Below are 25,105 nucleotides of genomic sequence, written 5' to 3' on the forward strand. Positions count from 1 at the left end.
ATCATGTAAATTGAGGAAAACATGGAGCTTGACGCTATTATCAATCAGGCACAAAGCCAGATTGACGCTGCACAAGATGCAGCCACATTAGACCAAGTTAGGGTCGAATTCATGGGTAAGAAAGGTAAACTTACCGACTTACTTAAAGGGCTTGGAAAGTTATCTAACGAAGAACGTCCTGCCGCAGGCCAAAAGATTAACCAAGCTAAACAGGTTATTCAGCAAGCTATTTCTGCTAAAGGTGAGTTTTTACGCACTGAAGAGCTTAACAAGAAGCTAGCAGAAGAGGCAGTAGATGTAACTTTGCCTGGTCGCACAGAAAAGCCAGGAAACTTACACCCGGTTAGCCGCACGATTGCACGCATTGAGTCTTTCTTTGGCGAGCTTGGCTTTTCAGTTAAAACTGGCCCTGAAATTGAAGATGGTTTTCACAACTTCGACGCGCTGAACATTCCTGCGAATCACCCCGCGCGTGCCGACCATGATACTTTTTATTTCAACCCAGACATGATGCTTCGTACGCAAACCTCTGGTGTTCAAATTCGTACTATGGAAGCGGAAAAGCCACCATTGCGTATTATCTCGCCAGGCCGCGTGTATCGTAACGACTACGACCAAACACACACGCCGATGTTCCACCAAGTGGAAGGTTTGATGGTTGATAAGAATGTCAGCTTTACCGATCTTAAAGGTATCTTGCACGACTTCTTACATCACTTCTTTGAAGAGTCACTAGAAATTCGCTTCCGTCCGTCTTACTTCCCGTTTACTGAGCCTTCAGCTGAAGTAGACGTTATGGGTAAAAACGGTCAGTGGCTTGAAGTATTGGGTTGCGGCATGGTGCACCCAAATGTACTTAAAGCGGTAGGTATCGACCCAGAAGAGTACACAGGTTTTGCCTTTGGTATGGGCGTAGAGCGTTTAACAATGCTTCGTTACGGTGTTAACGACTTACGCGCGTTCTTTGAAAACGATCTTCGTTTCCTTAAGCAGTTCAACTAAGGCAGAGAGTACACATGAAATTCAGTGAAAAATGGTTAAGAGAGTGGGTTAACCCGTCGCTGTCGGCACATGAGCTGTCTGAACAGTTGAGCATGGCTGGCCTAGAAGTAGACGGCGTTGAGCCAGTAGCAGGCGATTTTAAAGGCGTGCTAGTAGGAGAAGTCGTTGAGTGCGGTCAGCACCCGAACGCCGACAAACTGCGCGTAACTAAAATAAACGTAGGTGGCGATGAGCTACTTGATATCGTTTGCGGTGCGCCTAACTGCCGTCAGGGCATTAAAGTAGCAGTTGCTGTTGTTGGTGCTGTATTGCCAGGCGACTTTAAAATTAAGAAAGCAAAGCTTCGCGGCGAGCCGTCATTCGGTATGCTATGTAGCTTCTCTGAGCTAGGTATTAGCGACGACCACGATGGTATTATCGAGCTTCCAGCCGATGCACCTATTGGCACAGACATTCGCGATTATCTTGGTCTTGATGACAACGCAATCGAAGTAGACCTAACACCAAACCGTGCAGACTGCTTGGGTATTCGCGGCATTGCCCGTGAAGTTGGCGTACTTAATAACCTTGACGTGTGCGAGCCTGAAGTAGCTGCGGTAAACGCAACTATTGAAGATAAATTATCAATTACGCTAAGCGCTGATGACGCATGCCCGCGTTATTTAGGCCGTGTGGTCAAGGGCGTTAACGTTAAAGCAGCGTCACCACTATGGTTAGTTGAAAAGCTACGTCGCTGCGGTATTCGCAGCATCGACCCCATTGTAGATGTGACTAACTTTGTATTGTTAGAGCTTGGCCAGCCAATGCACGCGTTTAATCTTGCCAGCATTGAAGGCAACATTAACGTGCGTATGGCTAATGAAGGCGAAACGCTTACACTACTTGATGAAACCGAAGCTAAGTTACAAAGCAATACTTTAGTTATCGCTGATGACAACAAAGCGTTAGCTATGGCAGGTATTTTCGGCGGCTTACATTCTGGTGTTACCACCGAAACCCAAGATATTTTACTTGAAAGTGCTTTCTTTAGCCGTGATGCGATTATGGGCCGTGCCCGTCAGTACGGTTTGCATACCGATGCGTCGCACCGTTACGAGCGTGGTGTAGACCCACAGCTTCAGCGTAAAGCCATGGAGCGCGCTACTGCACTGGTACTAGAAATTTGCGGTGGTGAAGCTGGCCCTGTTGTTGAAACAGTGGCTGAAGACAAGCTACCCAAGCAGGCTACGGTTACGCTTCGTCGCGAACGTTTGTCTCGCGTACTAGGCATTAGCATTGACGATGCAAAAGTAACCGAAATGCTAAACCGCCTTGGTTTAGACGTAACGCAAACCGAAGCTGGCTGGGAAGCGGTTGCGCCAAGCTATCGTTTCGATATTTCAATTGAAGAAGATTTGATTGAAGAAATTGCGCGTGTATACGGCTACAACAACATTCCAAACGTGGCACCAAAAGCGACGTTGGCAATGCTGCCTTCGCAAGAAGCCAAGCTGCCGCTAAACACTATGAAGTCATTGCTTCTAAGCCGTGGCTACAATGAAGCAATTACCTATTCGTTCGTTGATCCTAAAGTCCAAAACGCATTATTCCCAGACGTAAAGGGTATGGTGTTACCACACCCAATTTCATCTGATATGTCGGTAATGCGTGTAAGTTTATGGCCGGGTTTGCTAGGTGCTACTGCTTATAATCAGAAGCGTCAGCAGCAACGTGTTCGCATGTTTGAAACCGGATTACGCTTTATTCCTCAACAAGATGCGCCAAATGGTGTATTGCAACAGCAAGTAATTGGTGGTGTAGTAGCAGGGCGTCGTAATGAAGAACATTGGGACTTGGGCGACAGCCCGGTTGATTTCTTCGATGCAAAAGCCGACGTTGAGGCGTTATTGGCACTTACAGGCAGAACCGGTGAGTTCCAGTTCGTTACAGGGCAACACAGTGCGTTACACCCTGGCATGACGGCAAAAATTTTGCTTAATGATGAAGAAGTTGGCTATATTGGTGCTATACACCCGCAGTTCACTAAATTGCTTGGTGTTAACGGCCGTGTATTTGTGTTCGAACTAATGGTAGATGCCATTACTGATCGCAAGTTACCGTCAGCCGTACCAGTATCGCGCTTCCCATCGAATCGCCGTGATATTGCTATTACGGTTAAAGATGAAGTGCGTGTAGGGAATGTTCTTTCTTACATAGAAAATATTGGCGTAAATCAACTAGTTGCTCTAAACTTGTTCGATGAGTACAAAGGCAAGGGAATTGAGCCTGGCTATAAGAGCCTTGCTTTGTCACTTCATTTACAAGATCCGGATAAAACCTTGGAAGAAGCTGAGATTCAGCAAGCTGTAGATACTGTGGTTAAAGGTCTGGAATCTGAGTTTGGGGCCGCGTTAAGAGAGTAAACTATGGCATTGACCAAAGCCGAGATGGCTGAACACCTATTCGAGAAACTAGGCATTAACAAGCGTGATGCGAAGGATCTGGTAGAGCTTTTTTTCGAAGAGATTAAAGGCGCTCTGGAATCTGGTGAGCAAGTAAAACTGTCAGGTTTTGGCAACTTTGACCTGCGTGATAAAAATGAACGTCCTGGCCGCAATCCAAAAACCGGTGAAGACATTCCAATTAAAGCACGTCGTGTGGTTACATTCCGCCCGGGTCAAAAATTGAAAAGCCGAGTTGAAAACTCTGCACCTGTCGACCAATAATCTTTAGGTCGTTACAATACTGAAAAAGAGCGGGGTCTCTCGCTCTTTTTGTATTGCTTCTTTTATACAGTGCCGTCGCACTGGTTTTCATATGCAACTTCTTTGGAGGAAAGTGTGAAAAAAGCACTTGTCGTTCTTGCTATTATTGTTGCTGCTACATTTTCATGGTTTGCTTATTTGTCGCTAGATGCAGACAAACGAGATCAAGATGCAGCGCAAGTTCCACTTATAACGGTAATGGAAATTCTGCACGCAAGCGATTTGCAGGCAGGCGTTAAGCAGGCTGTTAAAAACGGCAATGAAGAAGAGATAGACGCGTGGATGTCACAAGCCCGCGAAGTAGGGCAGGCTGCTAACTTGTCACCTGAAGATATGGATTATCTTAGCTCGGAAACCGCCGAAGACTACGTAGTATTCAATGCTAAACGTCAGCTGTACAACGAAGCATTTGAAGCACGTTATTATGCGCTAGAAGATGTAGATGTGCTTAAAGAGCAATATCCTGAAGCCAAAGACTTGTTTGCTCGCACTGATGCGTTGATTGAAAAACGCGACGCAATTATTCAACAAATTGCTGTAGCTATCTCGGGCAACGAACAGCCTGACGAAGCCGCGCTTGAAGAAGCACGCAAACAGTGGTTAGCGCAGGCGGGTAATTAGGCAGTCGCATAACCAAAAGCTGCATTGTAAGTTTTCGCTAACGCAGCTAGCCATATATTGGGTTGTAATAAGTTAATTTACTGAAATATCCGCAAATTTGGCGCTTGTTAGCAAAGCTAAATCGGCAGGAGAAAGCGCCACTTCTAATCCTCGCTTTCCCGCGCTTACGTGCATAGTGGCAAGGCCTTCAGCGCTTTTGTGAATTACGCTGGCTAACCGCTTTTTCTGGCCCAACGGACTTACTCCACCTAATACGTAGCCTGTTGCAACCATTACCGCGTTTGCTTGCGCCATTTCTACCTTTTTAACACCTAACGCTTTAGCCATTTTCTTTTCGCTAAGTTTGGTGTTTACAGGGACCACGGCCACGGCAAGTTTGTTATTATCTGTACTCACTACCAATGTTTTAAAAACGGTATCCGCATTAAGGTTAAGCTTTTCAACCGCCTCTAGCCCGTATGACGCCGCATTTGCGTCGTGGTCATACTTTAATACCGTGTGCGCGATACGTTTTTTGGTAAGTAGTGTGATTGCAGGTGTCATTTAACCTCTTTTCTATAAAATGTTCGGCTGTATATGGGCTCATTGGGGAGTAACGGTGTAGCAGCGTGCGTTGCGTAGTCGTTAAATCCAGACGCGTAAAATTCTGAAAGCGGGTGGCCAGATTGTCCGCCAGGTAGTGTTAGAATGGCATCCTCTAAATGGCCAGGGCTGACAAATAGTCGCTCAGAGGCACCAAAACTAGGTGCTTGTACAGCAGGCATGTATGTATCACCAAAACCTTCTACTTGTTGCATGTTTAACATATCACCAACTAGAGGAATTTGATCAGCAAATGGATGTTTAACAGAAAGTGCGTTCACCTTGCCCCAGGCTAATGTTTCCATATTAGCGTCTACTGGTGAATACTTGTCTAACAGCTTGTGTTTGGCGCGCCTGTAAGCGTCTACAAGTAGCTCGTCGAAGCTTTCAGTATCGTTAGGTAGCCAAGAGTCAGGCTGACTATGAATAAGTTGCCACACAGCAGGTTCAATGCCACGTAAGAGTGTACGGCTGTTTACACCTTGTTGGTCTAACGTTGAAAGTACGCCTCCAAAAAGGGTTTGTACCACTTCCTGCCTAAAGTGCTTAACTAACGTGTAGCCAACCGAATCTTCACATGCGCATTCGTCCCATGTGTTTAGGTAAGCGAGGTCGGGTTTAAATTCAATGTCTTGCATATTGAGCAGCCCATACAAAAGGTGCTGCCAAGGAATAAGAAAGCGGGCATGATTATCTAACTGAATGGCGTAAAAGTCAGTCTCAGTAAAGGTGTCTTTTTCAAATAAACGGTCTCTTATTTGTTGTCCGCGAGCACCTAGCGCGTAACCACCGTCGCCCCAGACTTTGAAGTCATCAGCCGAAATTACTCTAGCATTTGCAGTCCATATTCTTCCCATATCGGGGTTTAAAACCATGGGAAGCTTCGATGCGCGCTTTGGTGGTGTGTTTACTGCTTCTTGTTCTTTTATAGCAGTGAATGAAGCCTGCTGCCTTTCCATAACTGCGCCGCCAGGAAGCCAAGCCGCATTGCCGCTTTCATCAACAATCACGAGGTTTTGCGTGGGAATAGCAATGCGTTGGCCCATCTTTATCGCTGCTTGGACATTTTTTGCATTGCCGAAGTTTATTATTCCCAAGTTTGCAGCAAACGGATGATGCGCTACCCAATTAAGTGCATAGCGCTTGCCATTGAGTTCTTTCACTGGCCCATACGAGCTTACTTCAAACTCAAATGTGTGCTCACCATCAGGTAAAGGAATACGCTCTGTTACCGTACTTGTGGCCGTCGATTCGCCTAGCTCAACCCAATCTACATTGTCTAAATTTGCATTCGTAAAACCCCAAGCGATATGCCCGTTGGTGCCTACAACAATGCCAGGAATACCCGGCAGGGAAACCCCGGTTACTTGCACATCGCCGCCCGATTCTTGATAGTTTAGCTGGGTGCGATACCAGATGATGGGAACCCGCAATCCTAAATGCATGTCGTTTGCTAAAAGGCCTGCGCTTGTCGTGGTGTGACTCCCGGTCACCGCCCAGTTATTGCTACCAATATCAGGAAGTTCAGTACCGTTATATTGTGCACGGGCAATAGCAGTATTGTCGTTATCGTTTGAGTACTGAGTAGTCGCGTCTTCAGGCTCTTGCTTAATGCTCTCGCCATTACTATCTTCTGGTGAGTGAGTAATTGGGCGTAGCGATGCAGGGTACTCTGGAATAGGTGCTTCAAGCAATGGTATCTCGCTGGCATCAAGCGCTGCCTGATAATTACTCGGCTGAGTAATGAAGCTGTATACATCATTCCCAAATGTTGAAAGCAGTGCCTCTCTTGCTAAATCAAGTTCTACTTGGCTACCTTGTAAATCCAAATACATACTGTAAATCACAAGAATACTGTCGGTGGGGCGCCATTGTTTTATATCAACGCCTGCAGCTAGGTATTCAAAAGGTGGCAGCGTATACTCAGACAATGCGTCATTTACGCCGTGGGCGTAACGTACAAGTAGTTCTTGTTGTTTTGAGGGAAGGTTATCGAATACGGCTTTTGCTCGTTTCTCAAATTGATGAAAGCGGGCTTTCTTATCGATATCTAGGGCAATGTCGCCCACCCACTGTGACAAACTACCCGATGCGGCGCGGCGCTGTAAATCCATTTGAAAAAAGCGATCTTGAGCATGCGCAAAACCCAGTGCATAGGCTGCGTCGAAAATATCGTTGGCTTTAATAACAGCTTGGCCTAGTTCGTCACGGCTTAGCTCAGTAGGTGCGTTTACGTGATAGGTGGCGCTATTTCCGTCAAGTGCGGGCAAACTCATACGAAGCGAGATGTACAATCCCAGTACCGTTAAAAAAAGCAGTGCTAAAACACTTAAAACCAACCACTTGAACCAATTTATCACGTGTAAAACTCCCTATTTTTCTCTATCCTAACTACAGAACTTGCAAAATTGAAGTGATGTTTTATGACACATACTAAGGCGGTGCCGTGGGGCCATTAATGTTGGATTGTCAGGCCGAAGAACTTCTGCCTGAAGAAAAGGAAAAGTTAACACATCCAGTAGTGGGTGGCGTTATTTTATTTAGCCGCAACTATCACGACAAGCGTCAGCTCTCTGCGCTGGTTCAAGATATAAGACGCTTTGCAAAGCGTCCAGTACTGATCGCCGTCGATCATGAAGGAGGCCGCGTTCAGCGTTTTCGTGAAGGCTTTACTGCCATACCTGCAATGGGCGATATTTTAAGGCAGTCAGAGCATCAAGATGAAAGTGCTGCATACGCAAAAGCGTGTGGATTAGTATTGGCTTATGAACTTAAAACCTTAGATATCGATTTTAGCTTTGCACCGGTGCTTGATATAAATGGTGTATCGCAAGTTATTGGTGACAGGGCATTTTCAGACAATGCAGACGACGTTATTCGTCTTGCCGCTTATCTAATCCAAGGTCTAAAAGCCGTAAATATGCCAGCTATTGGAAAGCACTTTCCTGGGCATGGCAGTGTAGCGCCAGATTCTCATGTAGCGTTACCCGTCGATGAACGCGAATTTGATGAAATACGCAGTACAGATATGGTGGTCTTTGAACGCTTAATTGAGCGTGCGTTGCTTGATGGCGTTATGCCTGCCCATGTTATTTATAATCAGGTGTGCGATAAGCCTGCGGGTTTCTCAACTAGATGGCTGCAGGATATCCTTAAACAGGATCTAGGCTTTGGCGGCGCAGTATTCTCTGATGACTTGTCTATGCACGGCGCAAGTGTTGCGGGAAGTTACGTTGAGCGTGCTGAGGCAGCACTGGAAGCAGGTTGTGATATGGTACTTGCCTGCAATAATCCGAAAGGGGCTGAGACTATCCTTGATGCATTGGAAACGCGCTTTGCTAACCCGTCTAAAAGCGATTTACAAAAGCGAGGGCGCGTTATGGCGCTTTACGATCGTATTATGCCAGTAGGGCTTAATGATAAATACGACAGTGCGGTTGAGCTGGTGAAGCGTTTAAGCGAACGGTAGTTTTTATAACTACCGTTTTTCATTTTCTGTTTTTAATGCCGTTTGCTTATACTGGTACTTCGTCTACGCCAGCTTCTACATTCATAAATCGCGCAAAAGTGAAGAGAAAATCGCTTAAGCGATTTAAATAAGCATGTACCACTTCGGGCACGTCATAATGTTTAGATAGGCTAATGACAGCACGTTCAGCCCGGCGGCATACAGCTCGACAAACATGAGCCTGGGCAGCAGCCTTACATCCGCCAGGCAGCACAAACGACGTATTAGGCGGCATTTGACGGGTAATATTGTCTATAAGGCTTTCTAGGTTCTCAATATCAGTTTGCGTCAGCGTTGAGCTTGCTGAAATAGCAAAGCCAGCTTGAAACAGGTTGCGCTGAATGTCCTGGAGCATTGGCTTATGTTTGTCAGTAACATGCGCTGCTAGTAGCCCGATGTGGCTATTAAGTTCGTCCATATCGCCGTAGCTTTGTACTACTAAATCATCCTTATCTACACGAACGGCTTTGTCAGCGTAAATTTGCGTGCTGCCCTTATCACCAGTGCGAGTGTAAATCTTCATAAAAACCTATATCTCTCTATCAATCGCAAATGTTGCTTTTTGTATTTAAAACCAAAGCACTTACACTAAGCGTTTACTCAAATCACTCGCTAACGTCAGGGCGATTGTAGCGACGAATTTGTACTACAAAACCAAACAGCGGGTGGTCGAAATAATGCAGTTGCGTACTGATTACACGTCTTTGTTCAGCTAACGGAACTGAAACCAGTTTGTACGCTGTTGATGTCGCCTGACGGGGCTTAGCAGCATTACCAGTGCTGTCATCTTCACTGCTGAAGTAGCTCATTGGTACCGGCTGGCGATAAAACATCTCGCCATCTACATGAAGGTAAGGTACGCGGTTGATATATTTAAGAAATACTTTGATAGTGCCGTCAATTTCCCAAATGGGGGTTCTTAATGAAGCATCGGTAGTGTCATCTTCACCTTGCTCTACAATCATCGGCGTATCAAGCGCTTTAAATGCGCCATACTCTATAGCCTGTGGGTTTGACAAACGGCGGTCCAAATCGGCAAAAATATCTGAAACAGCAAGATATTGATCAGTGCCTTGCGCTGTAGGCTTATCAGCTTCAAAAGCAGTACTTACACCACTTAGGCTGTTTTCATCTGTGCTCGATGTGTTTTTATAAGCATCATTATCAGTAAGAGCGGCGGTGGAGCCGTAACCAAACTCTGGAGCGGAATCGTCAGTTTCACTGTTTACATTATCAACGTGTTTTGGAGCTCGCATATCACCGTTCAAGTCAAACTGCTGCGCGTAGTTTTGCCCACCATAAAGACGCACGTTGAAAGCTTTGTTCTTACCAAACATAACTGGCTGACGCCAGGTTGCGTGAAACAAACGCTCTAGCTCGCGATTAGAACGTATTTGGCGAGAAATTGAAGACAGTGCTTGCTGATTACTGGTAAGCAGATGCGCTTTTGACGCAAGCGGCCAGTCGTGCCCTTCAATGATAATAGGTAAACTTGCTGGAGCGGGTAGCCTATTATCCGGCTGATTCACCTTCCATACGATTACAGGTTGAAGCGCGCTGCTTCTAGACTTGCTCTCGCTTGTCGAAACGCCTGAGTTTAGTTCGTCGTCGCCTGGAACAACAACGTTCAGTGCAGTGGTTACCTCAGCGCTAAGCCATGGCTTCGCTTCTTCACAGTACTTAAATACAGGCACCGTGACAGGTGAGGAATCTTTTACGCCGAAGAATGACGTCCAATAGCTGGCGATGGTTGCAGCATCAGGAGCGGGTGTGACGTCGTCAGTGATGAACCCCTCATTTGAGTAGTCAAGGCTATCGCTATAGTCGGAGTCTGTTGAAGAATAAGTAGCGCCATACTCATCGACATTAATGGTTTCGCTTTGTGCCTGACTCGCTACGTCTGGTGTAGGAGTTGGCTCATTGGCTGTTAAACCAGATGTTTCATTATATCCATAGCCCGCTTCTTCAGAGTAAGAGCTAGGAGACATGTCACCGTACTGCGCACTGTTATCTTTAGGCAGCGACAAAAAATCTACATCTTTTGCGGGCACGCTCAAAAGTCCGTTGCTAGGCCACTTAACCGATGTATCAGCGCCGCAAACGGCTAACCCTTGTTTTAGATAGCTTATATCAGGCGAAATGATATCGCTGATGATGTCTGCCTGAGCGCGAGGGGCTGACAAGTTGTCAGCCAAAGAAAACTGCTCTTCTAACTCAGTTAGTGCCACGTTGCGCTTAAACGCAATAACTTCCACATCGAACCACCAGTTGTCATTGGCGTTAGCTGCAGTTGAAATTGTCGTTGAGAAAACGGCGCTTATTGATGCAACTAACGGGCACCAGCGAGATAACTTCATGTTACCGCGACTCCTTTGCAAAATCGGCAATAATATCGCTAATAAACGCGATGCGCTCTTTAGCTGTTTCGGTCTTTTTCACCAAACGCAGTTTTTGGCTTCCTTCAAACTTAAAGGTGTTTGGTTTGGTTTGCACCAAACTAATAATATAGCCTGGGTTAACCTTAGTGGTTTCTTTAAACTCTATGGTACCGCCTTGGGCCGACAAGTCTACTTTTAGAATGCCTAACGCCTGGGCTTTTAGTTTAATTTCAGCCACTTCTATCAAGTTTTTAGCTGGCTCTGGCAATAGACCAAAGCGGTCAATACATTCTACCTGGAATTCATCAATGTCGTCTTGCGACATACAGCTTGCCAGGCGCTTATATAGCGATAGGCGAGTGTTAACGTCGGCAATATAGTCTTCAGGCAATAGGGCTGGAATACGCAGTTCAACTTCGGTATGGCCCGAGGTCGCGTCGTCTAATGAAGGCTCTCGGCCTTCTTTAAGCGCGTTAACGGCTTTATCAAGCATATCCATATACAAACTGAAACCAATACTCGCTATTTGCCCCGATTGGTCATCGCCTAACAGCTCACCGGCACCACGAATTTCTAAATCGTGGGTAGCAAGCGCAAAACCTGCACCTAAATCTTCAAGCTGCGATATTGCTTCTAAACGTTTTACTGCATCTTTGGTCATGCGCTTTGGATGAGGCGTTAATAAGTAGGCGTACGCTTGATGATGCGAGCGACCCACACGACCACGAAGCTGGTGCAGCTGCGCTAAACCTAAATGGTCGGCTCTATCCATAATAATGGTATTCGCACTTGGTACGTCGATACCTGTTTCAATGATGGTAGTACACACAAGTACGTTGTAGCGCTGGTGGTAGAAGTCGCTCATTACGCCTTCAAGTTCACGCTCGCGCATTTGGCCGTGACCCACTGCAATACGGGCTTCAGGAACGATTTCAGCGATTTCTTCGGCCGTTCGCGCAATGCTATCCACTTCGTTGTGAAGGAAGTAAACCTGACCGCCGCGCAGTATCTCACGCATAATGGCTTCGCGAATAACGGCTTTATTACGCTGCTGCACAAAAGTCTTAATTGATAAACGACGCGCCGGGGCTGTGGCAATAATCGATAAGTCGCGCATGCCTGATAACGCCATGTTAAGCGTACGAGGAATAGGCGTTGCCGTTAGGGTAAGGATATCAACATCGGCACGTAATGACTTAAGTTTCTCTTTTTGACGCACGCCAAAGCGATGTTCTTCGTCGATGATCACAAGGCCTAAGTCTTTATATTTAATATCGCTAGACAGCAGTTTATGTGTGCCTACTACGATATCTACTTTGCCTTCGCCGATACGATCAACCACAGATTTTTGCGCTTTGCCGCTAACAAAGCGGCTCATGACTTCAATTTCAAACGGCCATGCCGCGAAACGGTCTTTAAAGTTCTCATAGTGTTGCTGCGCAAGCAGGGTGGTAGGCACTAATATGGCCACCTGTTTACCTGCATTAGCGGCAAGGAAGGCTGCGCGCATGGCAACTTCGGTTTTACCGAAACCTACGTCACCGCAAACGAGGCGATCCATAGCCGATGGACTGCCCATGTCGTGCATAACCGCAGCGATGGCTTGGGCTTGGTCGGGTGTTTCTTCAAAGGGGAAGCTGTCTGAGAAGGCTTGGTAGTCATCCCAATTTATTTTGTAGGCAAAACCTGGCTTGGCTGCGCGGCGGGCATATACATCTAAAAGCTCAGCCGCTACGTCACGAACTTTTTCGGCGGCTTTTTGCTTGGCTTTTGTCCATGCGTCAGAGCCAAGGGCGCTAACTGGCGCACTGTCGGCGTCGCCACCGGTGTAGCGTGAAATTAAGTGAAGCGAGGCCACAGGCACGTAAAGCTTAGATTGCTTGGCATACTCGATGCACAAATATTCGGTTGCTACGCCGCCCGCGTCCAACGTTTGAAGGCCCAAATAACGGCCAACACCGTGATCGAGGTGCACCACAGGCTGACCAATAGAAAGTTCGGCCAGGTTGCGGATAATGGCGCTTTCGTCGGTGGCGGTGCGTTTATCGCGAAGACGGCGCTGGCTTACCTTTTGCCCTAATAGTTCGGTTTCGGTAATGAATAACAGCTCGCCTTCCTGAGTTTGCCAGCGGAAACTGTTATCAACCATACCCACGGTAATGCCAATGGCGTCGTGGCTTGCGATAAAATCGCTAAAGCTATCAACAATCTTTGGTTTGATGCCTGCTTTTGCGAGTACGGTTAGCAAACCCTCTCGGCGACCTTGGGTTTCAGCACAAAACAGTACCTTAGCCCCGTTGTCAGTGGCTTGATTTACCGTTTTAATAAGTCGTTCAGCAGGTACTTTTTTCTGCGAGTTAATCGCAATATCATCAAGCTTTTCGCACTGAAGGTTGCTAGTACCTGATTTTTCTTCAAGTACCTTGCTGGAAAGGGATGCACGTGGCCATTGTTTTATGGCACCAAATAGCTCATTTATAGGTAAAAACAGCTCGTCTGGTGCAAGCAGTGGACGGGCTAAGTTATAACGATACTGCTCGTAACGTTCTTGTACGTCGGCCCAGAAAAACTCGCTGGCGTCTTGAACATCACCGTGAAGTAATAGCAGGCTTTTAGGGTGAAGATAGTCAAAAAGCGTGGCGGTTTTTTCAAAGAAGAGAGGAAGATAATATTCCACACCGCTCGGCATGGTGCCCTTGCTTACCTGAGAAAATACGCTTTCAGATGCATTGTTTGCGTCGAACTTTTCTAAAAACTGCTGGCGGAAAAGCGTGATTGCCTCTTTGTCTGTGGGGAATTCTCGTGCTGGAAGCAAGCGAATTTCGTTAACAGCCTCGCCAGAGCGCTGGGTTTCAGTATCGAAATAGCGAATGGAGTCGATTTCGTCATCAAACAAGTCTATTCGAAATGGCTGGTCGCTTCCCATCGGAAAAAGGTCGATGATGCTGCCGCGCACCGAGAATTCGCTGTGGCTCATTACCTGACTAACATGCAGGTAGCCGGCTTGCTCGAGATTGCGTCTGAACTGATCTCTATCTAAGGTGTCGCCCTTATTTAGCATAAGCAAATACTTTGCTAAATAATCGGTAGGGGCTAAACGCTGCATTAACGTATTAACAGGCACGATGAATATGCCTTCGCCTTGCTGTGTGAAGCGGAAAAGGGTTTCTAATCGCTGAGAAACAATGTCTTGATGAGGCGAAAACGAATCGTAGGGCAGTGTTTCCCAATCTGGAAACAGGGTAATAGGTGTCTGCTTTGTATTATCGCTTAAGAAAAAAGCTATTTCTTTTTCGAGCTTCATTGCCGATGGAGTATCGGCGGTAATCAGTACAATAGGGCCTTTGTATTGGCTGAGTGCTTGGCTAATGCACAGCGCGGCACTACTGCCTTGGAGTTGGCCCCAGTGTTTGTGATCTTGTGAAGAGGCTTCTTTTTTAGGCGCAGGTAATGGAAGCGATAATAAAGTGGCTGTCATGACGTCCTGTTTTTTAAGTGCAAGATGAGTTTTACGGCTTATATACTGATGTTAGGGTCTATTCAGATCCCGCTTTTTTTTCTTTTGCCCGCTTTCTTAACTGTTGTGTTTGAATATGCAAGCTAGCGCGAACCAAAAGCTCCTGATCTTGCTCTCGAATGGTGTTAAAAATAAAGGCAATATGGTAACTATCTTCAACTTGCTCGCAAGTAATTACTTCGCCATAACAAAAAATTGCTGCTGCTTCGGCATCCAAGAAAAGTTTAAGTTCCGCCTTAGCACCCACGTCCAACGCTTCTTTTGACTCGATGACTACACCGCCACCACCGAGCTTTACGGTTTTGAAGCGAAACTCTGGTTCGTCTTGCTGGTGCAAAACGAATGACATCATCAAATCGATTTTTCGTGCCTGATGGTTTAAGTAATCAGTCAGCGACTCAGCATGATCACTTAGGTTGCGAAGCGGACGAATTGCCTGTGCTTCAATAGCGGCCATTTCGCTGGCAATGCGAAATGCATACGGCATCGACTCCTCTAAGTTTTCTTCATCTGGCACTACTTCGTCTTCACCTAACGGGCGCATATTGGCGTTTATGCGATGTGCGATAGAAAAATATTCATCGAATTGGGCTTTTTTTTGTTCTAGGCTAAGTTCGCTCACATCATTCCTCTGCCACTAATTCTTGTGCAGTTAGTAACTTATAAGTAGTATACCGATCACACGTAGTATACCCACTTTACTATTTTGGGGTTAACCCGTCATCTCGTCTTTGGGCTACTTATCTGAATTTTTCATTCATTAAGCATAGCTAAACATAAGGCAGATTACCGTATTACTGAAAAGCAAGGCGCTATGTTTTATCCTCTTTCTGCATTCATTGCTTATCGTTATGCCAAGTCTAACAAAGCAAGCCAAACCAGTTTTGTTTCATTTATTAATCGATTTTCAGTGGCCGGTATTGCACTGGGGTTGATGGCGCTCATTATCGTTGTGTCTGTTATGAACGGCCTAGAAGGTCAACTAAAACAGCGCATCTTAGGCATTGTCCCTCATATTGAAGTTACAAAGACACCCATCATAAGCGAGAGTGAAATTACAAAGACACCCATCATAAGCGAGAACCCTAGCAGGACATCCAATGCAATTACAGAGACACCCACGCAAACTGCAGAAAAAACGCAGACAGTGACTTTAAAAGAAATTAGCGAGACACCCATCAAAGGCGTTGTTGCCACTATGGCTTACAGGGAAGCTGAAGCAGTAGTGCAGTCTCGCTCGGACTTGCGTGGTGTCCAGGTTCACGGTGTTCAACCTGAAGTAATGATTGAGCACACTTTGGTTGCTAACCATATGGAGCAGGGGCGATTTAGCGATCTAACCAAAGGAAGTTTTGCAGCGATCATTGGGCGCTCGCTTGCCATAAAACTTGAAGCACGAGTAGGAGATAGATTGCGTGTCATGGTGGCTGGTGCAAGTGTGTATACACCGTTTGGAAGAATGCCAAGTCAACGGCTTGTAACCGTGGTGGGTGTATTCGATATGGGTTCACAGATGGACGACAAGGTGATGTATATGAACCTTGAAGACGTTAACCGCTTAATGCGAGATCCTAAAGGTAGCGAACAATCCCTCCGGCTATTTTTAAATGACGCTTTTAACTATCAAGCAGTTGTTAGCGCGCTCACCGATAGGGTGGGTGTCTCTGTAAATAATATGAAGACTTGGCGTGAGCGTCAGGGGCCGCTATTTGATGCCGTCAAGATGGAGAAGAACATGATGACACTCATGTTGCTGCTTATTATCGCGGTAGCGGCATTTAATATCGTTTCGGCACTGGTAATGGTGGTAACGGAAAAACAAGGCGATATCGCAGTACTCCAAACTCAAGGTATGTTACCCAGTTCAGTAATGTGGATTTTTGTGTTAAACGGTTTGTTTAACGGCATTAAAGGCGCTGGCATTGGTCTAGTATTAGGCGTAGTGATTACGCTCCAATTAAATAACATTTTGGACCTTATCGGGTCGCCGTTAGCCTTAGCGGCAGACGGTAGAGGGCTGCCAATTGAAATGGACGTTGTACAAATTGCAGGCATTGCTTTGCTGTCTTTGCTACTGTGTGTTTTAGCCAGCGTTTATCCAGCGCGCAAAGCGATGAAAATTGCACCATCGCAAGCGCTCCAAAACGAATAAATCGCTGAATTTACCGTGCAAGTTAGTGCAAAATTCACTATACTCGCGGTCTTTTAAATTTTGCCCAGTGAGACGTCATGAACAAGAATTTTATCACCTCGCAATCGCTTCTACAGGATTCCTTTCGCCTAGCGGCAAAGGTGTATGAAGACGGCTTTCGCCCTGACTTTATTATTGGTATCTGGCGTGGTGGTGCTCCCATTGGTATCGCGGTTCAAGAATTCTTTGAATTTAAGAATACGTCAACCGACCATATCGCAGTACGTACATCGTCTTACTACGGAATAAACAAACAATCGAAAGAGATCCGTGTGCACGGATTACACTACTTGGTAGAAAACGCGAATGCTGATGACAAGTTGTTGATTGTTGATGATGTTTTCGATTCAGGCCGCAGCGTAGATGCACTTATTAAGCAAATTAATAAACTAATGCGTTTGAACATGCCTAAAGATATTCGCATTGCATGTCCGTGGTACAAGCCGCAAAACAACACAACAGACATCGTGCCAGATTATTACGTTAACGAAAGTGATGAATGGCTAGTTTTCCCTCATGAAATTGCGGGTTTGTCGGAAGAAGAAATTCGTGAAGGCAAAGGCGAGCTGGCTGACGTTATGGACATTTTGTTCAAAAAGTAGTGAGTAATTGCTTGATATAAGCGACTAGGAGTTGCTGTCAAACGTATCTAAACCGCACGCTTGTGCGGTTTTTTTATCTTCCAACTTTGTTGGAAAAGATAGGGTAAATGTGGTGCCCACGTTTACTTCACTTTCTACGCTAATGGTTCCCCCCATCGCTTCAACGATGGAGAACGAGATATAAAGTCCTAACCCAGTGCCTTTGCCGGTTGGTTTGGTGGTGTAAAACGGTTCAAAGAGCTTTTGAAGGGCATGCTTTTCTATACCGCAGCCCGTATCTTTTACCGTTATGACGGTGTGATCTTTTTCTTCAAACGAAGAAATAGTTAATTTATCCCCATCTTCCATCGCTTGCGCAGCATTTACGAATAAATTGACTAATACTTGGTTTAATTTTCCTGTTTTTCCCTTAATTAAAGGCACATCGCTTAGGTGCTGTTGAATCTTTATGCGGTGCTTCAATTCACTGTTTACTAATCGCAAGGCGTGAGCTATGCAGTCGTTCACGTTTACGGTTTCATCATCGGGAATATCTGCATCGTGGGAAAAAGAGCGAAGACTGGTGATAATGTCTGTAACTCTATTTAGGCCTTCCTCTGATTCGCTGCAAATATCTGCAATTTCGTCGCTTAATGAATCAATCTTATTTTCAACCTTCCACTGTTTCGCAGCTTCAGCTACCTTCAGCCTCTCATCGTCGGTTGCGCTAGATGCCAATTGTAAGACGATGTCTTGCATTTGCGATAGCGCAGGCAGCACGTTCCTTAAAAAGTGAATGTTGCTATTAATGAAAGCAACAGGGTTATTAATTTCATGGGCAACACCAGCGGCAAGTAAACCTAGCGATGCCATTTTTTCTGAATCGATAAGGCTTTTTTCTACAATGGCTTTTTCTTCTTTCAACCTCACCGTTTCAAGCGCCATTAGCTTAGCCTGCATCCCCATGGCCATTTGCTCGGTAAAGGTACGGTATCTGTTAGCCATATCCACAAATTCTTGGGTGTAATAACCCAGAGCTTGATGGCAAAACACAATAACTGCGTGTTGCTGATGTACTTTAAATGGACAATAAAGTACAGAGGTGACGGGCGTGTCGAATAAGGATAGGTGGCGTTGCCACGTCGCTTGCTGCTTGATGTTGAATAGTGCTATAGGCTCACTTTTTACCGCGCGGGAGAGCGTGTCATCGATTTGCCATACGGTGTTAAGTAGCGGTGGATGGGTGCTGTTAATGCACCTCATTTTGCCAGCGCTTTCATTCTCAAGAACAAAGCAAACTTGATAATTATAAAGTCCTTTGAACACACTAAACATTTTTTTATAAAGGTCTTGTTCGTCCTCTGCGGTAAGTAATACGCGAGTGCCTTCTAGCAAAGCATCGCTTTCCTTCTTATGTGCCTCAGCCTGCTGTTTAAGGCGGTAAACAAGCGCTAGATCTTCTAAAACATTTTCGTAATCTTTATTCATTGAGAGAACACTACCGCTGATATCATAAGGTTGCCGTGTCTGTTCTTGCCATCTAAAAAGCGCCCTTGCTCGCCAAAAGTAAACGGGCCGCAAATAGGTAATGCTGGAAATTTTTCTTGCAGCGAATTCAGCATGAAATTAATTTCGTCTCCAACCATCAAGCGACATCCTGCGCAGTAAATCATTAGTACGCCAACAGGCTTTCTATTTTCGGGCAGCAACATAACCGCATTGTTTATCACACGCTCTGCACGAGACGTAAGGCTAGAAATGCTACCTTCCATCAACACCAACTCTTCACCTTCTTCTACTTCTGAAAAAACATGTAGTGCACCACTTTCATCGACAGAATCGGGGTGGCACAGAAGGTAATTCACCGCACCGTTGTCTAATTCTACTGGTCTGCCTAGCGGTGCTGACGATGTTAGTCCTAAAATTTGACCGCCATATAGCTGTTGAGCGATAAGGTTATTGGTCGCTTTGTTATAAACGGTGCTTGCACCGCTATTGTTAAGCTGTTGTAGTTGGCGTCCTTTCGCTTTCGTTGCTTTAAATAGGGTATCGGTTGGCTTGTATCCTGAGCTATAACTCACCCCTAATGGAGTAGAGGGATACATAACTGCAACTACCACAGTGTGTGGTCCGCACGCATCTTTTGTAACGGTTGTCCAGTCGCCTGAAACCGTGTTGTCTGCCATTGAACCACCAAAAATAGGAACTTGAGTCCCTACAATGCTGGCGAAACCTTCAAGTATTCTTTCTTCTTCTCCTGGCGGCAACGCACACCAAATTAACGCTGGGCTTTCATAAGGTCTTCCCGCATTGTTTAGCGCATTTTGTAACGCGATGGCGCCAGCTTCAAAGGCGCTGTAGCAGGAGGCGCCTGCACTTCCAACGCCGTAGGCTCCACCATCGTCATTCACACAAAAAAGCGCTAACTGGCACCCCGCGTCAACGGTACTGCCGTCGCAAAGTAGCGCTCCTAAACAAGAGCTGGAAATGAAATAAGGCGCGGTAAACGCGCTAAGGCCATGTTGAAGCTCGTTAAAAGGTAAGTCTGCATTGCCGTAGCCAATAACGAGTGAAGGTGTATTTTCACTAAATAACCTATCTATTTCGGACGCCATACTAGGTGCGTCGTTACACTCCAACGAAAATGTTTGTATATACATTCGGCCTTTACCACTCAACCATACTCTTTAATAATAGATTGAAATTAGGAAAAGCTTATTAAACATTAGTTGAAGAGTTACACGAGTTACAGTAAACGTGTTGAAGAGAACTTAATTATCGAGGTAAAACTTGTCGTGAAAGGTATAAACCCACGTTGGCTGGTAGATCACTAAAAGCGTTATCGCCATACCGTTTAACAGAGCTTCAGGAAAGACCAAAAGTGGTATAAGCAAAACGTAGTTGTCAAAAATGATGTCCCAAGTATATGTACCTTCAATGTAATAAAACGCACCGAGCGTTAGCGTCTTTAATGCAATAGAAAGAGCGGCAGGGAAAAAGGCACAAACAAAAATGTACACGAAAAGTTGTCGAGGGATACGGTGAAAAGAAAGCATATAAAATAGATAGGTTATGCCAATAGGTACAACGGTGCCGAGTAGCCCGTTAACGCCAAAGTTTTCCCAACTTCCGTAGCCGACTGCGTTTGCGCCTAATAGCGCGATAAACGATGCAATAATAGCGTTTCTAAAGCCGAGCATTAATGTCAAAACTGAAAGGCCTAGAAAATGAACATCTAGGCCCTCGAAGATGCCTGCTTTAAACAACCAGAGAACGAAAAGCGAAGCAGCAGTTCCAAAAATAAGGTGTTGCTGCTGCTTGTTACTCGCAAAATGAGTAAAGTCCACATGCCTGACCGCACCGAGTAAAAATACACCGTAAATCAGCAATGCTAGCAGTTGTAGTGAACTCACTTTTACTCCTTAGTTAATGGTGGGGAGCAGTATTTAGTACTGTTTACCCTTTATACTCAGCCCAAATAGGCGCGTGATCAGACGGCTTTTCGATGCCTCTTAGCTCATAATCAATACCGGCGTCATGTAGTTTTGCATGAAGCGGTTTTGTTGCCAAAATCAAATCTATGCGAAGGCCACGATTATCGTTGAATCCTTTTGAGCGGTAATCGAACCATGAAAACTTGTCGTTTGTCTCTGGGTTGAGTGTTCGAAAACTATCTTCAAAGCCCCAGTCAATTACTGTGTTCAACCACTCACGCTCTTCCGGCAAGAAGCTGCATTTTCCAGTTTTCAGCCAACGTTTGCGGTTGTCTTCACCAATACCAATGTCCAAGTCTGTATGAGAGATGTTGACATCGCCCATAACAATCACGTTGTCATCTGGTGTGTGGTTATCATCTAGATAAGTCATTAAGTCTTTGTAGAACTTACGCTTAGCTGGGTACTTGGTTTCATGCTTTTCGTTTTCGCCTTGAGGAAAGTAACCATTTAGAACGGTAACGGGCTCGCCAGCATCATCGGTGGTTTTTAAAATAATCATGCGACGTTGGGCGTCTTCGTCATCTGTTGGGAAACCCATCGACACAGAAAGCGGCTCTTTCTTCGCCAAAAAAGCAACGCCGTAATGGCTTTTTTGTCCGTGGAAATAAACGTGATAGCCCATGGCCTCAACGGCTTCTACCGGAAACTGTTCGTTGTGAACTTTAATTTCCTGTAAGCCAATAATATCGGGTTGGTGTGCGTCGATAACCGCCTGAAGTTGATGTAGACGAGCGCGAATACCGTTTATATTAAATGAGATTACTTTCATGCTTTTTTAGTGGTTGCTTCGAATTTGGCTAGAGTTTACCAGAAACTGCACGGCCGCTTAACGACGTTTTGCCACTATATTAATGCATTCAGTCGATTGGCTAGATTAAGTTTATTTATAGCTAATGGTGAAATCGCTGTGTATTAGAATCTCGTCATTAGCATAAATTTAGTCATCCATTAATCACACGCTTGCCTCATGGTAGGGAGTGGCATTTGGTGCCGTGCGCTTGCCCAGTGAAATCAAAAACTCAAACCAAGCATTTGCGTCTTGCACCGCGTTCTTAACAAAGCTTTCATTATCTAGGCCGAGCTCGGGTAAGAGTGTTTCTACTTCTTGTTTGAAAGACACCCATGCTTTGGCACATCCAGCCATCGCTTGATAATACTCGGTAGGAATATCTAACGTCATGGCTTCTAACCGCCTAACAATAATGTTGGCGCCCATTGATGAGCCCAACCATACATAGATAGCTGCGATGGCATGGCTGGTGGTTGAATTGGAGCAAGGAGTTAACTGTGCGATAGCCTGGGCGTTTAATGCAGGCTCATCTTTGTTTTTTATTCTTGTAGTAGGTTCGAGCTTGGCATGGCTGTCATTGTAACGTTGTTGAGCAGAAAGTGTTGCGGACGACAACGCGTGGGCGTCATTGTTAAGCGCTAGTAGAACAACTTCGCTATTGAGCATTGAGGCGATGCGGTTAAGGGAAGGGGTCTGGAGTGCAGCCTGTTTTACGGTTTCTGCTGTTGTTTGGTGAAACACCCTCATGATGTTAAGGATGGCAAGATAGGCCTCATGGTTAAACTCACTATCTTTGTGGTACATCGAGAAGGGAAAGGTATTTTCCAAAATAGCGTGGTTGGCATGGGTGTCTTGCTTAAGAGCAGTAAATAGATTGCGCATGAGGTAAAGGTCTTTGCGTTTAAGCTTTCACAGCGTTGGATGATTTGCTCTAACTTTATCATGGGTGTCTTCGTAACGGGCGAAAAATGTCAATGTTAATAATGTAGTGGCTGATCGAGTTACAACCGGGAGTGATTCCCGTAATTTCAGGGGTAAACTTGGGTGTCTTCTTAATAATGTTTTTGATGATGAAGAAGAGCTATGGATGGGTGTCTTTGTAAGTGTGTTAGCCGAGGGGGCTTTTTTAACGTTTATTGCATTGCGCCTATTACTGGGGCAGGTATACTTGCCGCAAAATTTGAGATAGGTGAAATAACGTGTTTCCAGAAACAGTTGCAGACAAATTAAGTGATGCGGTTATCGAGCAAGCGATGAAGCTAAGTGCAGAAGACCGACAAGAGCTTGTAGTGAGCTATATTGCAAAAGCAAAAGAAATTTGGATGGTGCAAGGTAGTGAAGGTTTTGTGATGTTTGAAGGTGGTGAAAGCGTTCAGCTGCCGGTATTCCCGCATCACGATTTAGCTCAAAAGTTTGTAGATATAAACGAAATTGAGGGCCAATGCGTGAATATTACACTCGATGAGTTTATGCAAACTTGGTTGCCAGGCCTTGATAAGAATGGCGTTGAGCTAGTAATGTTCCCCACCACGAGTGATGTTGAAAACCTAGTTATGACTGCAGATGACTTAGCCTCAGAGCTTAGCGGAAATTAAGCAAGGTATAGAGATCATGAGTTCTCTCGAAACTTTGCTTCCTCTGGCTTCATCTTTGGCTAACGCGAAAGGGTGGGACGATTTTACTCGTACACTGATGCTTGCGGGCAAATCGCTTGTCCCGCTTCCAGCGGAAAAACGTTTGGCTGAAACAGAAGTAGAAGGGTGTGAAAGCCCGGTATGGCTCGCCACTTCTGACGAACAAGGCAGTTTGATGGCTTACTCGCCTAGCAAAGTGATTCGCGGCGTGCTTGCAGTATTGTTAGAAAAAGCAAACGAGTTAACCCCGCAGCAGCGCAGTGAATTCGACTTTGAGAGATATTTGTCTCGCTGTCAGCTGGAACGCTACTTAAGTCAGTCCCGTGGAAACGGGATTAAATCTGTAATAGCTAAATTAAAGGGCATCTAGCCGCTAAACTAGTGGCTGCCGTTATTTGTTTTTTGCTTCAATCCACTGGCTCATGTACTTGCTCGCTGTCAGTGTTTGATGCCACAACAAGCTTTGCATAAATAAACCGTTTCTATGCGTGTTAAGCGACTGTTTTAAATCAGTGATTTTTTCAATTAACGGCACTTCTGGCTGTTCGCTTTCAAATGAGCTAAGTATTGTCGCCGTTAAGTTACTAGCGCTATCCCACGTAGACTTATCATTGTGAAGTGCCACAGCTTGTCTGACGTAGTCTTGAATAACCGCTGCGTCAGTTGTATTCGCGCTACAAAGCGCACCAGGCCATTGCGCTAGCTGCTTTGGATCATCGATTTCTTTTACATTGCTATTAGAAATGATTGAGTCGGTTGAAGTGATACCTTCTGCGCCTATCCACGTGGTGATACTAGGAGTAGCGCAGCGCATCGCATCAATTAGTTTGCCTTTAATGCCTGCGCCAAATCGTAAAGGAGCAATCAGCACCTTTGCGCTCAACATTATAGATTCCACATTTTCGGCCCAACCTTTTACCAAAAAGCCTTGTTTTTCGTTGTGCAGTTGGGTGGCCTTTTTAGGCGGGTAAGCGCCGTATATGTGTAATTCTGCTTTGGGTAGCGCTTTTCTTATCTCAGGCCATATGCTTTGCTTAAGTTGCAGAACCGCGTCCCAATTAGGCGCATGGCGAAAGTTCCCAATATGAACAAAGTGCGCTCTTTCCTCAAAAGGAAGCGTGACGAGGGGCGTTTTTCCTACCACAAGAGGGTGGTATTGGAGCTGCGCTCTAGGTACACTGTAATGTTCCGTCAAAAGCGCCATTTCTCGTTTTGAAATTACTAATGTAAGGTCGCTTCTTAGTATTGCTGCAACTTCTCTTTGCGCCAATTCGCTATTTAACTGAGCAAGGCGAGCATCATTGTCCTGTTTTACCGCTTCGTGCCTAGCCTGACGCAGGCTGTGCAAATCTTCAGTGTTTAAAACTCGAAGTGCGTCTGGGCACGCTTCTTTTACTCGCCAAGAAAATTGCTCTTCTGTCATGTAGCGGTCGAATATAACAACGTCAGGCTTTATATGCGCTATTTGGCTATTAAAAGAACTGCAATTCAGTGCCACAGAATGCATATCAACGCCTAATGCTGTAAGGTCTTCTTTATGGTCGCTATCGGTGGCAGCGGTCAGAAATGTCACATTGAAATCGGCAGATAAGCAACGCTTAATAATAGCTAACATATTTTGGCCCGCGGCCGAAGAATTTGGCTCAGGCCACACATAACCGATAACAACGACATTTAACATGGATGGATTACAACTTTTGCTTTAAGAATTATGCCATCAAGGGCATAGTGAATAGTATGCAAATACTACCATAAATTTGAATTGGTCATTACAAAAGCAAGTGTTCCTTAGAAAATCTAATTCTTATAGGTAATTACCCTAAGTTTTTCTGTGTATTAGAATTATTTGTATGTAAAAAGGGGCAAAAAGCTATAATACAGGCCTTCCAGAGATGCGCTGAATACACGAGTGTAGTGCGTATCAGCGGCGTTGCGTGGATTGTTGATGTTCAGCGTAAAGCAAGATTTTCAAATTGAAAATGAGCCCCGCGGTATCAAGGCTTATGAAGGATTCAGGTTAACTTAATGATTAGTAAAGAAATCATACTTTTTTACTAGTT

The 25,105-nt window shown here is 45.3% G+C and carries 21 protein-coding genes; 9 read left to right on the plus strand and 12 right to left on the minus strand.

Annotation, left to right across the window (positions count from 1 at the left end; genetic code table 11):
* Positions 1–21 precede the first annotated feature (21 nt).
* The 4 genes from pheS to BZA03_RS03165 all read left to right on the plus strand — a co-directional run bounded on the left by pheS (position 22) and on the right by BZA03_RS03165 (position 4,367).
* Positions 22–1,002, plus strand: coding sequence for a phenylalanine--tRNA ligase subunit alpha (pheS, locus tag BZA03_RS03150; RefSeq protein ID WP_012518127.1), 981 nt, complete (start codon positions 22–24; stop codon positions 1,000–1,002).
* Positions 1,003–1,016: 14 nt separating this feature from the next.
* Positions 1,017–3,404 (plus strand): phenylalanine--tRNA ligase subunit beta, encoded by a 2,388-nt coding sequence (gene pheT / locus BZA03_RS03155; protein WP_110287948.1) that lies wholly within the window; start codon positions 1,017–1,019, stop codon positions 3,402–3,404.
* 3 nt (positions 3,405–3,407) lie between these two features.
* Positions 3,408–3,707, plus strand: a complete 300-nt coding sequence (gene ihfA / locus BZA03_RS03160; protein WP_014949129.1) for an integration host factor subunit alpha — start codon at positions 3,408–3,410, stop codon at positions 3,705–3,707.
* 114 nt (positions 3,708–3,821) lie between these two features.
* A complete protein-coding gene (locus BZA03_RS03165; protein ID WP_110287949.1) occupies positions 3,822–4,367 on the plus strand; it encodes a hypothetical protein in 546 nt (181 codons plus the stop codon).
* Between the two features lie 72 nt (positions 4,368–4,439).
* On the opposite strand, the gene ybaK is transcribed toward BZA03_RS03165, so the two are convergent.
* Together ybaK and BZA03_RS03175 are read right to left on the minus strand one after the other, a co-directional pair.
* A complete protein-coding gene (gene ybaK / locus BZA03_RS03170; protein ID WP_110287950.1) occupies positions 4,440–4,910 on the minus strand; it encodes a Cys-tRNA(Pro) deacylase in 471 nt (156 codons plus the stop codon).
* Entirely contained in the window at positions 4,907–7,309 is a 2,403-nt protein-coding gene (locus BZA03_RS03175) for a penicillin acylase family protein (protein ID WP_110287951.1), read from the minus strand. Before BZA03_RS03175 ends, ybaK begins: the two co-directional genes overlap by 4 nt.
* A gap of 98 nt (positions 7,310–7,407) precedes the next feature.
* On the opposite strand from BZA03_RS03175, the gene nagZ reads away from it, so the two are divergent.
* Positions 7,408–8,418 (plus strand): beta-N-acetylhexosaminidase, encoded by a 1,011-nt coding sequence (gene nagZ / locus BZA03_RS03180; RefSeq protein ID WP_110288081.1) that lies wholly within the window; start codon positions 7,408–7,410, stop codon positions 8,416–8,418.
* Positions 8,419–8,464: 46 nt separating this feature from the next.
* Here nagZ and BZA03_RS03185 read toward each other — a convergent pair whose 3' ends face one another.
* The 4 genes from BZA03_RS03185 to BZA03_RS03200 form a co-directional block, all read right to left on the minus strand.
* A complete protein-coding gene (locus tag BZA03_RS03185) occupies positions 8,465–8,980 on the minus strand; it encodes a cob(I)yrinic acid a,c-diamide adenosyltransferase (RefSeq protein WP_014976252.1) in 516 nt (171 codons plus the stop codon).
* Between the two features lie 82 nt (positions 8,981–9,062).
* Positions 9,063–10,814, minus strand: coding sequence for a CsiV family protein (locus tag BZA03_RS03190; RefSeq protein WP_110287952.1), 1,752 nt, complete (start codon positions 10,812–10,814; stop codon positions 9,063–9,065).
* Between the two features lies 1 nt (position 10,815).
* A complete protein-coding gene (gene mfd / locus BZA03_RS03195) occupies positions 10,816–14,313 on the minus strand; it encodes a transcription-repair coupling factor (protein WP_110287953.1) in 3,498 nt (1,165 codons plus the stop codon).
* Positions 14,314–14,371: 58 nt separating this feature from the next.
* Positions 14,372–14,974 (minus strand): PilZ domain-containing protein, encoded by a 603-nt coding sequence (locus BZA03_RS03200; protein ID WP_110287954.1) that lies wholly within the window; start codon positions 14,972–14,974, stop codon positions 14,372–14,374.
* A 192-nt stretch (positions 14,975–15,166) separates the two neighbouring features.
* Between BZA03_RS03200 and BZA03_RS03205 the strand changes: the two genes are divergently transcribed.
* Together BZA03_RS03205 and BZA03_RS03210 are read left to right on the plus strand one after the other, a co-directional pair.
* Positions 15,167–16,504 (plus strand): lipoprotein-releasing ABC transporter permease subunit, encoded by a 1,338-nt coding sequence (locus BZA03_RS03205; protein WP_110287955.1) that lies wholly within the window; start codon positions 15,167–15,169, stop codon positions 16,502–16,504.
* A 77-nt stretch (positions 16,505–16,581) separates the two neighbouring features.
* Complete coding sequence (locus BZA03_RS03210) at positions 16,582–17,145, plus strand: phosphoribosyltransferase (RefSeq protein ID WP_014949139.1); 564 nt, start codon at positions 16,582–16,584, stop codon at positions 17,143–17,145.
* A gap of 24 nt (positions 17,146–17,169) precedes the next feature.
* Here the strand turns inward: BZA03_RS03210 and BZA03_RS03215 are convergent, their stop codons facing one another.
* From BZA03_RS03215 to BZA03_RS03235, 5 genes are all read right to left on the minus strand, one after another.
* Positions 17,170–18,612: a sensor histidine kinase gene (locus tag BZA03_RS03215; protein ID WP_110287956.1), complete on the minus strand. Its 1,443-nt coding sequence runs from the start codon at positions 18,610–18,612 to the stop codon at positions 17,170–17,172.
* Positions 18,609–19,784, minus strand: a complete 1,176-nt coding sequence (locus tag BZA03_RS03220; protein ID WP_110288082.1) for an FIST signal transduction protein — start codon at positions 19,782–19,784, stop codon at positions 18,609–18,611. Before BZA03_RS03220 ends, BZA03_RS03215 begins: the two co-directional genes overlap by 4 nt.
* Before the next feature lie 111 nt (positions 19,785–19,895).
* Positions 19,896–20,537 (minus strand): energy-coupling factor ABC transporter permease, encoded by a 642-nt coding sequence (locus tag BZA03_RS03225; RefSeq protein ID WP_110287957.1) that lies wholly within the window; start codon positions 20,535–20,537, stop codon positions 19,896–19,898.
* 43 nt (positions 20,538–20,580) lie between these two features.
* The gene (gene xthA / locus BZA03_RS03230; protein WP_014949143.1) at positions 20,581–21,390 is read right to left on the minus strand and encodes an exodeoxyribonuclease III; all 810 of its coding nucleotides are present in this window, start codon (positions 21,388–21,390) and stop codon (positions 20,581–20,583) included.
* A 183-nt stretch (positions 21,391–21,573) separates the two neighbouring features.
* Positions 21,574–22,293: a hypothetical protein gene (locus BZA03_RS03235; RefSeq protein WP_110287958.1), complete on the minus strand. Its 720-nt coding sequence runs from the start codon at positions 22,291–22,293 to the stop codon at positions 21,574–21,576.
* Between the two features lie 317 nt (positions 22,294–22,610).
* Between BZA03_RS03235 and BZA03_RS03240 the strand changes: the two genes are divergently transcribed.
* On the plus strand, positions 22,611–23,006 hold the full coding sequence (locus tag BZA03_RS03240) for a DUF2750 domain-containing protein (RefSeq protein ID WP_110287959.1): 396 nt from the start codon (positions 22,611–22,613) through the stop codon (positions 23,004–23,006).
* A 16-nt stretch (positions 23,007–23,022) separates the two neighbouring features.
* Positions 23,023–23,415, plus strand: coding sequence for a SufE family protein (locus tag BZA03_RS03245; protein WP_110287960.1), 393 nt, complete (start codon positions 23,023–23,025; stop codon positions 23,413–23,415).
* A 21-nt stretch (positions 23,416–23,436) separates the two neighbouring features.
* Here the strand turns inward: BZA03_RS03245 and BZA03_RS03250 are convergent, their stop codons facing one another.
* The gene (locus BZA03_RS03250; protein WP_110287961.1) at positions 23,437–24,726 is read right to left on the minus strand and encodes a glycosyltransferase; all 1,290 of its coding nucleotides are present in this window, start codon (positions 24,724–24,726) and stop codon (positions 23,437–23,439) included.
* Positions 24,727–25,105 lie beyond the last annotated feature (379 nt).

This window comes from Alteromonas sp. I10, from assembly GCF_003201515.1.
In the GTDB taxonomy this organism is placed as follows: domain Bacteria; phylum Pseudomonadota; class Gammaproteobacteria; order Enterobacterales; family Alteromonadaceae; genus Alteromonas; species Alteromonas macleodii.

Bases quoted from the DNA above. Each gene is read 5' to 3' on its own strand.
- pheS (WP_012518127.1), top strand. From the start codon at position 22: ATGGAGCTTGACGCTATTATCAATCAGGCACAAAGCCAGATTGACGCT.
- pheT (WP_110287948.1), top strand. From the start codon at position 1,017: ATGAAATTCAGTGAAAAATGGTTAAGAGAGTGGGTTAACCCGTCGCTG.
- ihfA (WP_014949129.1), top strand. From the start codon at position 3,408: ATGGCATTGACCAAAGCCGAGATGGCTGAACACCTATTCGAGAAACTA.
- ybaK (WP_110287950.1), bottom strand. From the start codon at position 4,910: ATGACACCTGCAATCACACTACTTACCAAAAAACGTATCGCGCACACG.
- nagZ (WP_110288081.1), top strand. From the start codon at position 7,408: ATGTTGGATTGTCAGGCCGAAGAACTTCTGCCTGAAGAAAAGGAAAAG.
- BZA03_RS03185 (WP_014976252.1), bottom strand. From the start codon at position 8,980: ATGAAGATTTACACTCGCACTGGTGATAAGGGCAGCACGCAAATTTAC.
- BZA03_RS03190 (WP_110287952.1), bottom strand. From the start codon at position 10,814: ATGAAGTTATCTCGCTGGTGCCCGTTAGTTGCATCAATAAGCGCCGTT.
- mfd (WP_110287953.1), bottom strand. From the start codon at position 14,313: ATGACAGCCACTTTATTATCGCTTCCATTACCTGCGCCTAAAAAAGAA.
- BZA03_RS03205 (WP_110287955.1), top strand. From the start codon at position 15,167: ATGTTTTATCCTCTTTCTGCATTCATTGCTTATCGTTATGCCAAGTCT.
- BZA03_RS03210 (WP_014949139.1), top strand. From the start codon at position 16,582: ATGAACAAGAATTTTATCACCTCGCAATCGCTTCTACAGGATTCCTTT.
- BZA03_RS03215 (WP_110287956.1), bottom strand. From the start codon at position 18,612: ATGAATAAAGATTACGAAAATGTTTTAGAAGATCTAGCGCTTGTTTAC.
- BZA03_RS03220 (WP_110288082.1), bottom strand. From the start codon at position 19,784: ATGTATATACAAACATTTTCGTTGGAGTGTAACGACGCACCTAGTATG.
- xthA (WP_014949143.1), bottom strand. From the start codon at position 21,390: ATGAAAGTAATCTCATTTAATATAAACGGTATTCGCGCTCGTCTACAT.
- BZA03_RS03235 (WP_110287958.1), bottom strand. From the start codon at position 22,293: ATGCGCAATCTATTTACTGCTCTTAAGCAAGACACCCATGCCAACCAC.
- BZA03_RS03245 (WP_110287960.1), top strand. From the start codon at position 23,023: ATGAGTTCTCTCGAAACTTTGCTTCCTCTGGCTTCATCTTTGGCTAAC.
- BZA03_RS03250 (WP_110287961.1), bottom strand. From the start codon at position 24,726: ATGTTAAATGTCGTTGTTATCGGTTATGTGTGGCCTGAGCCAAATTCT.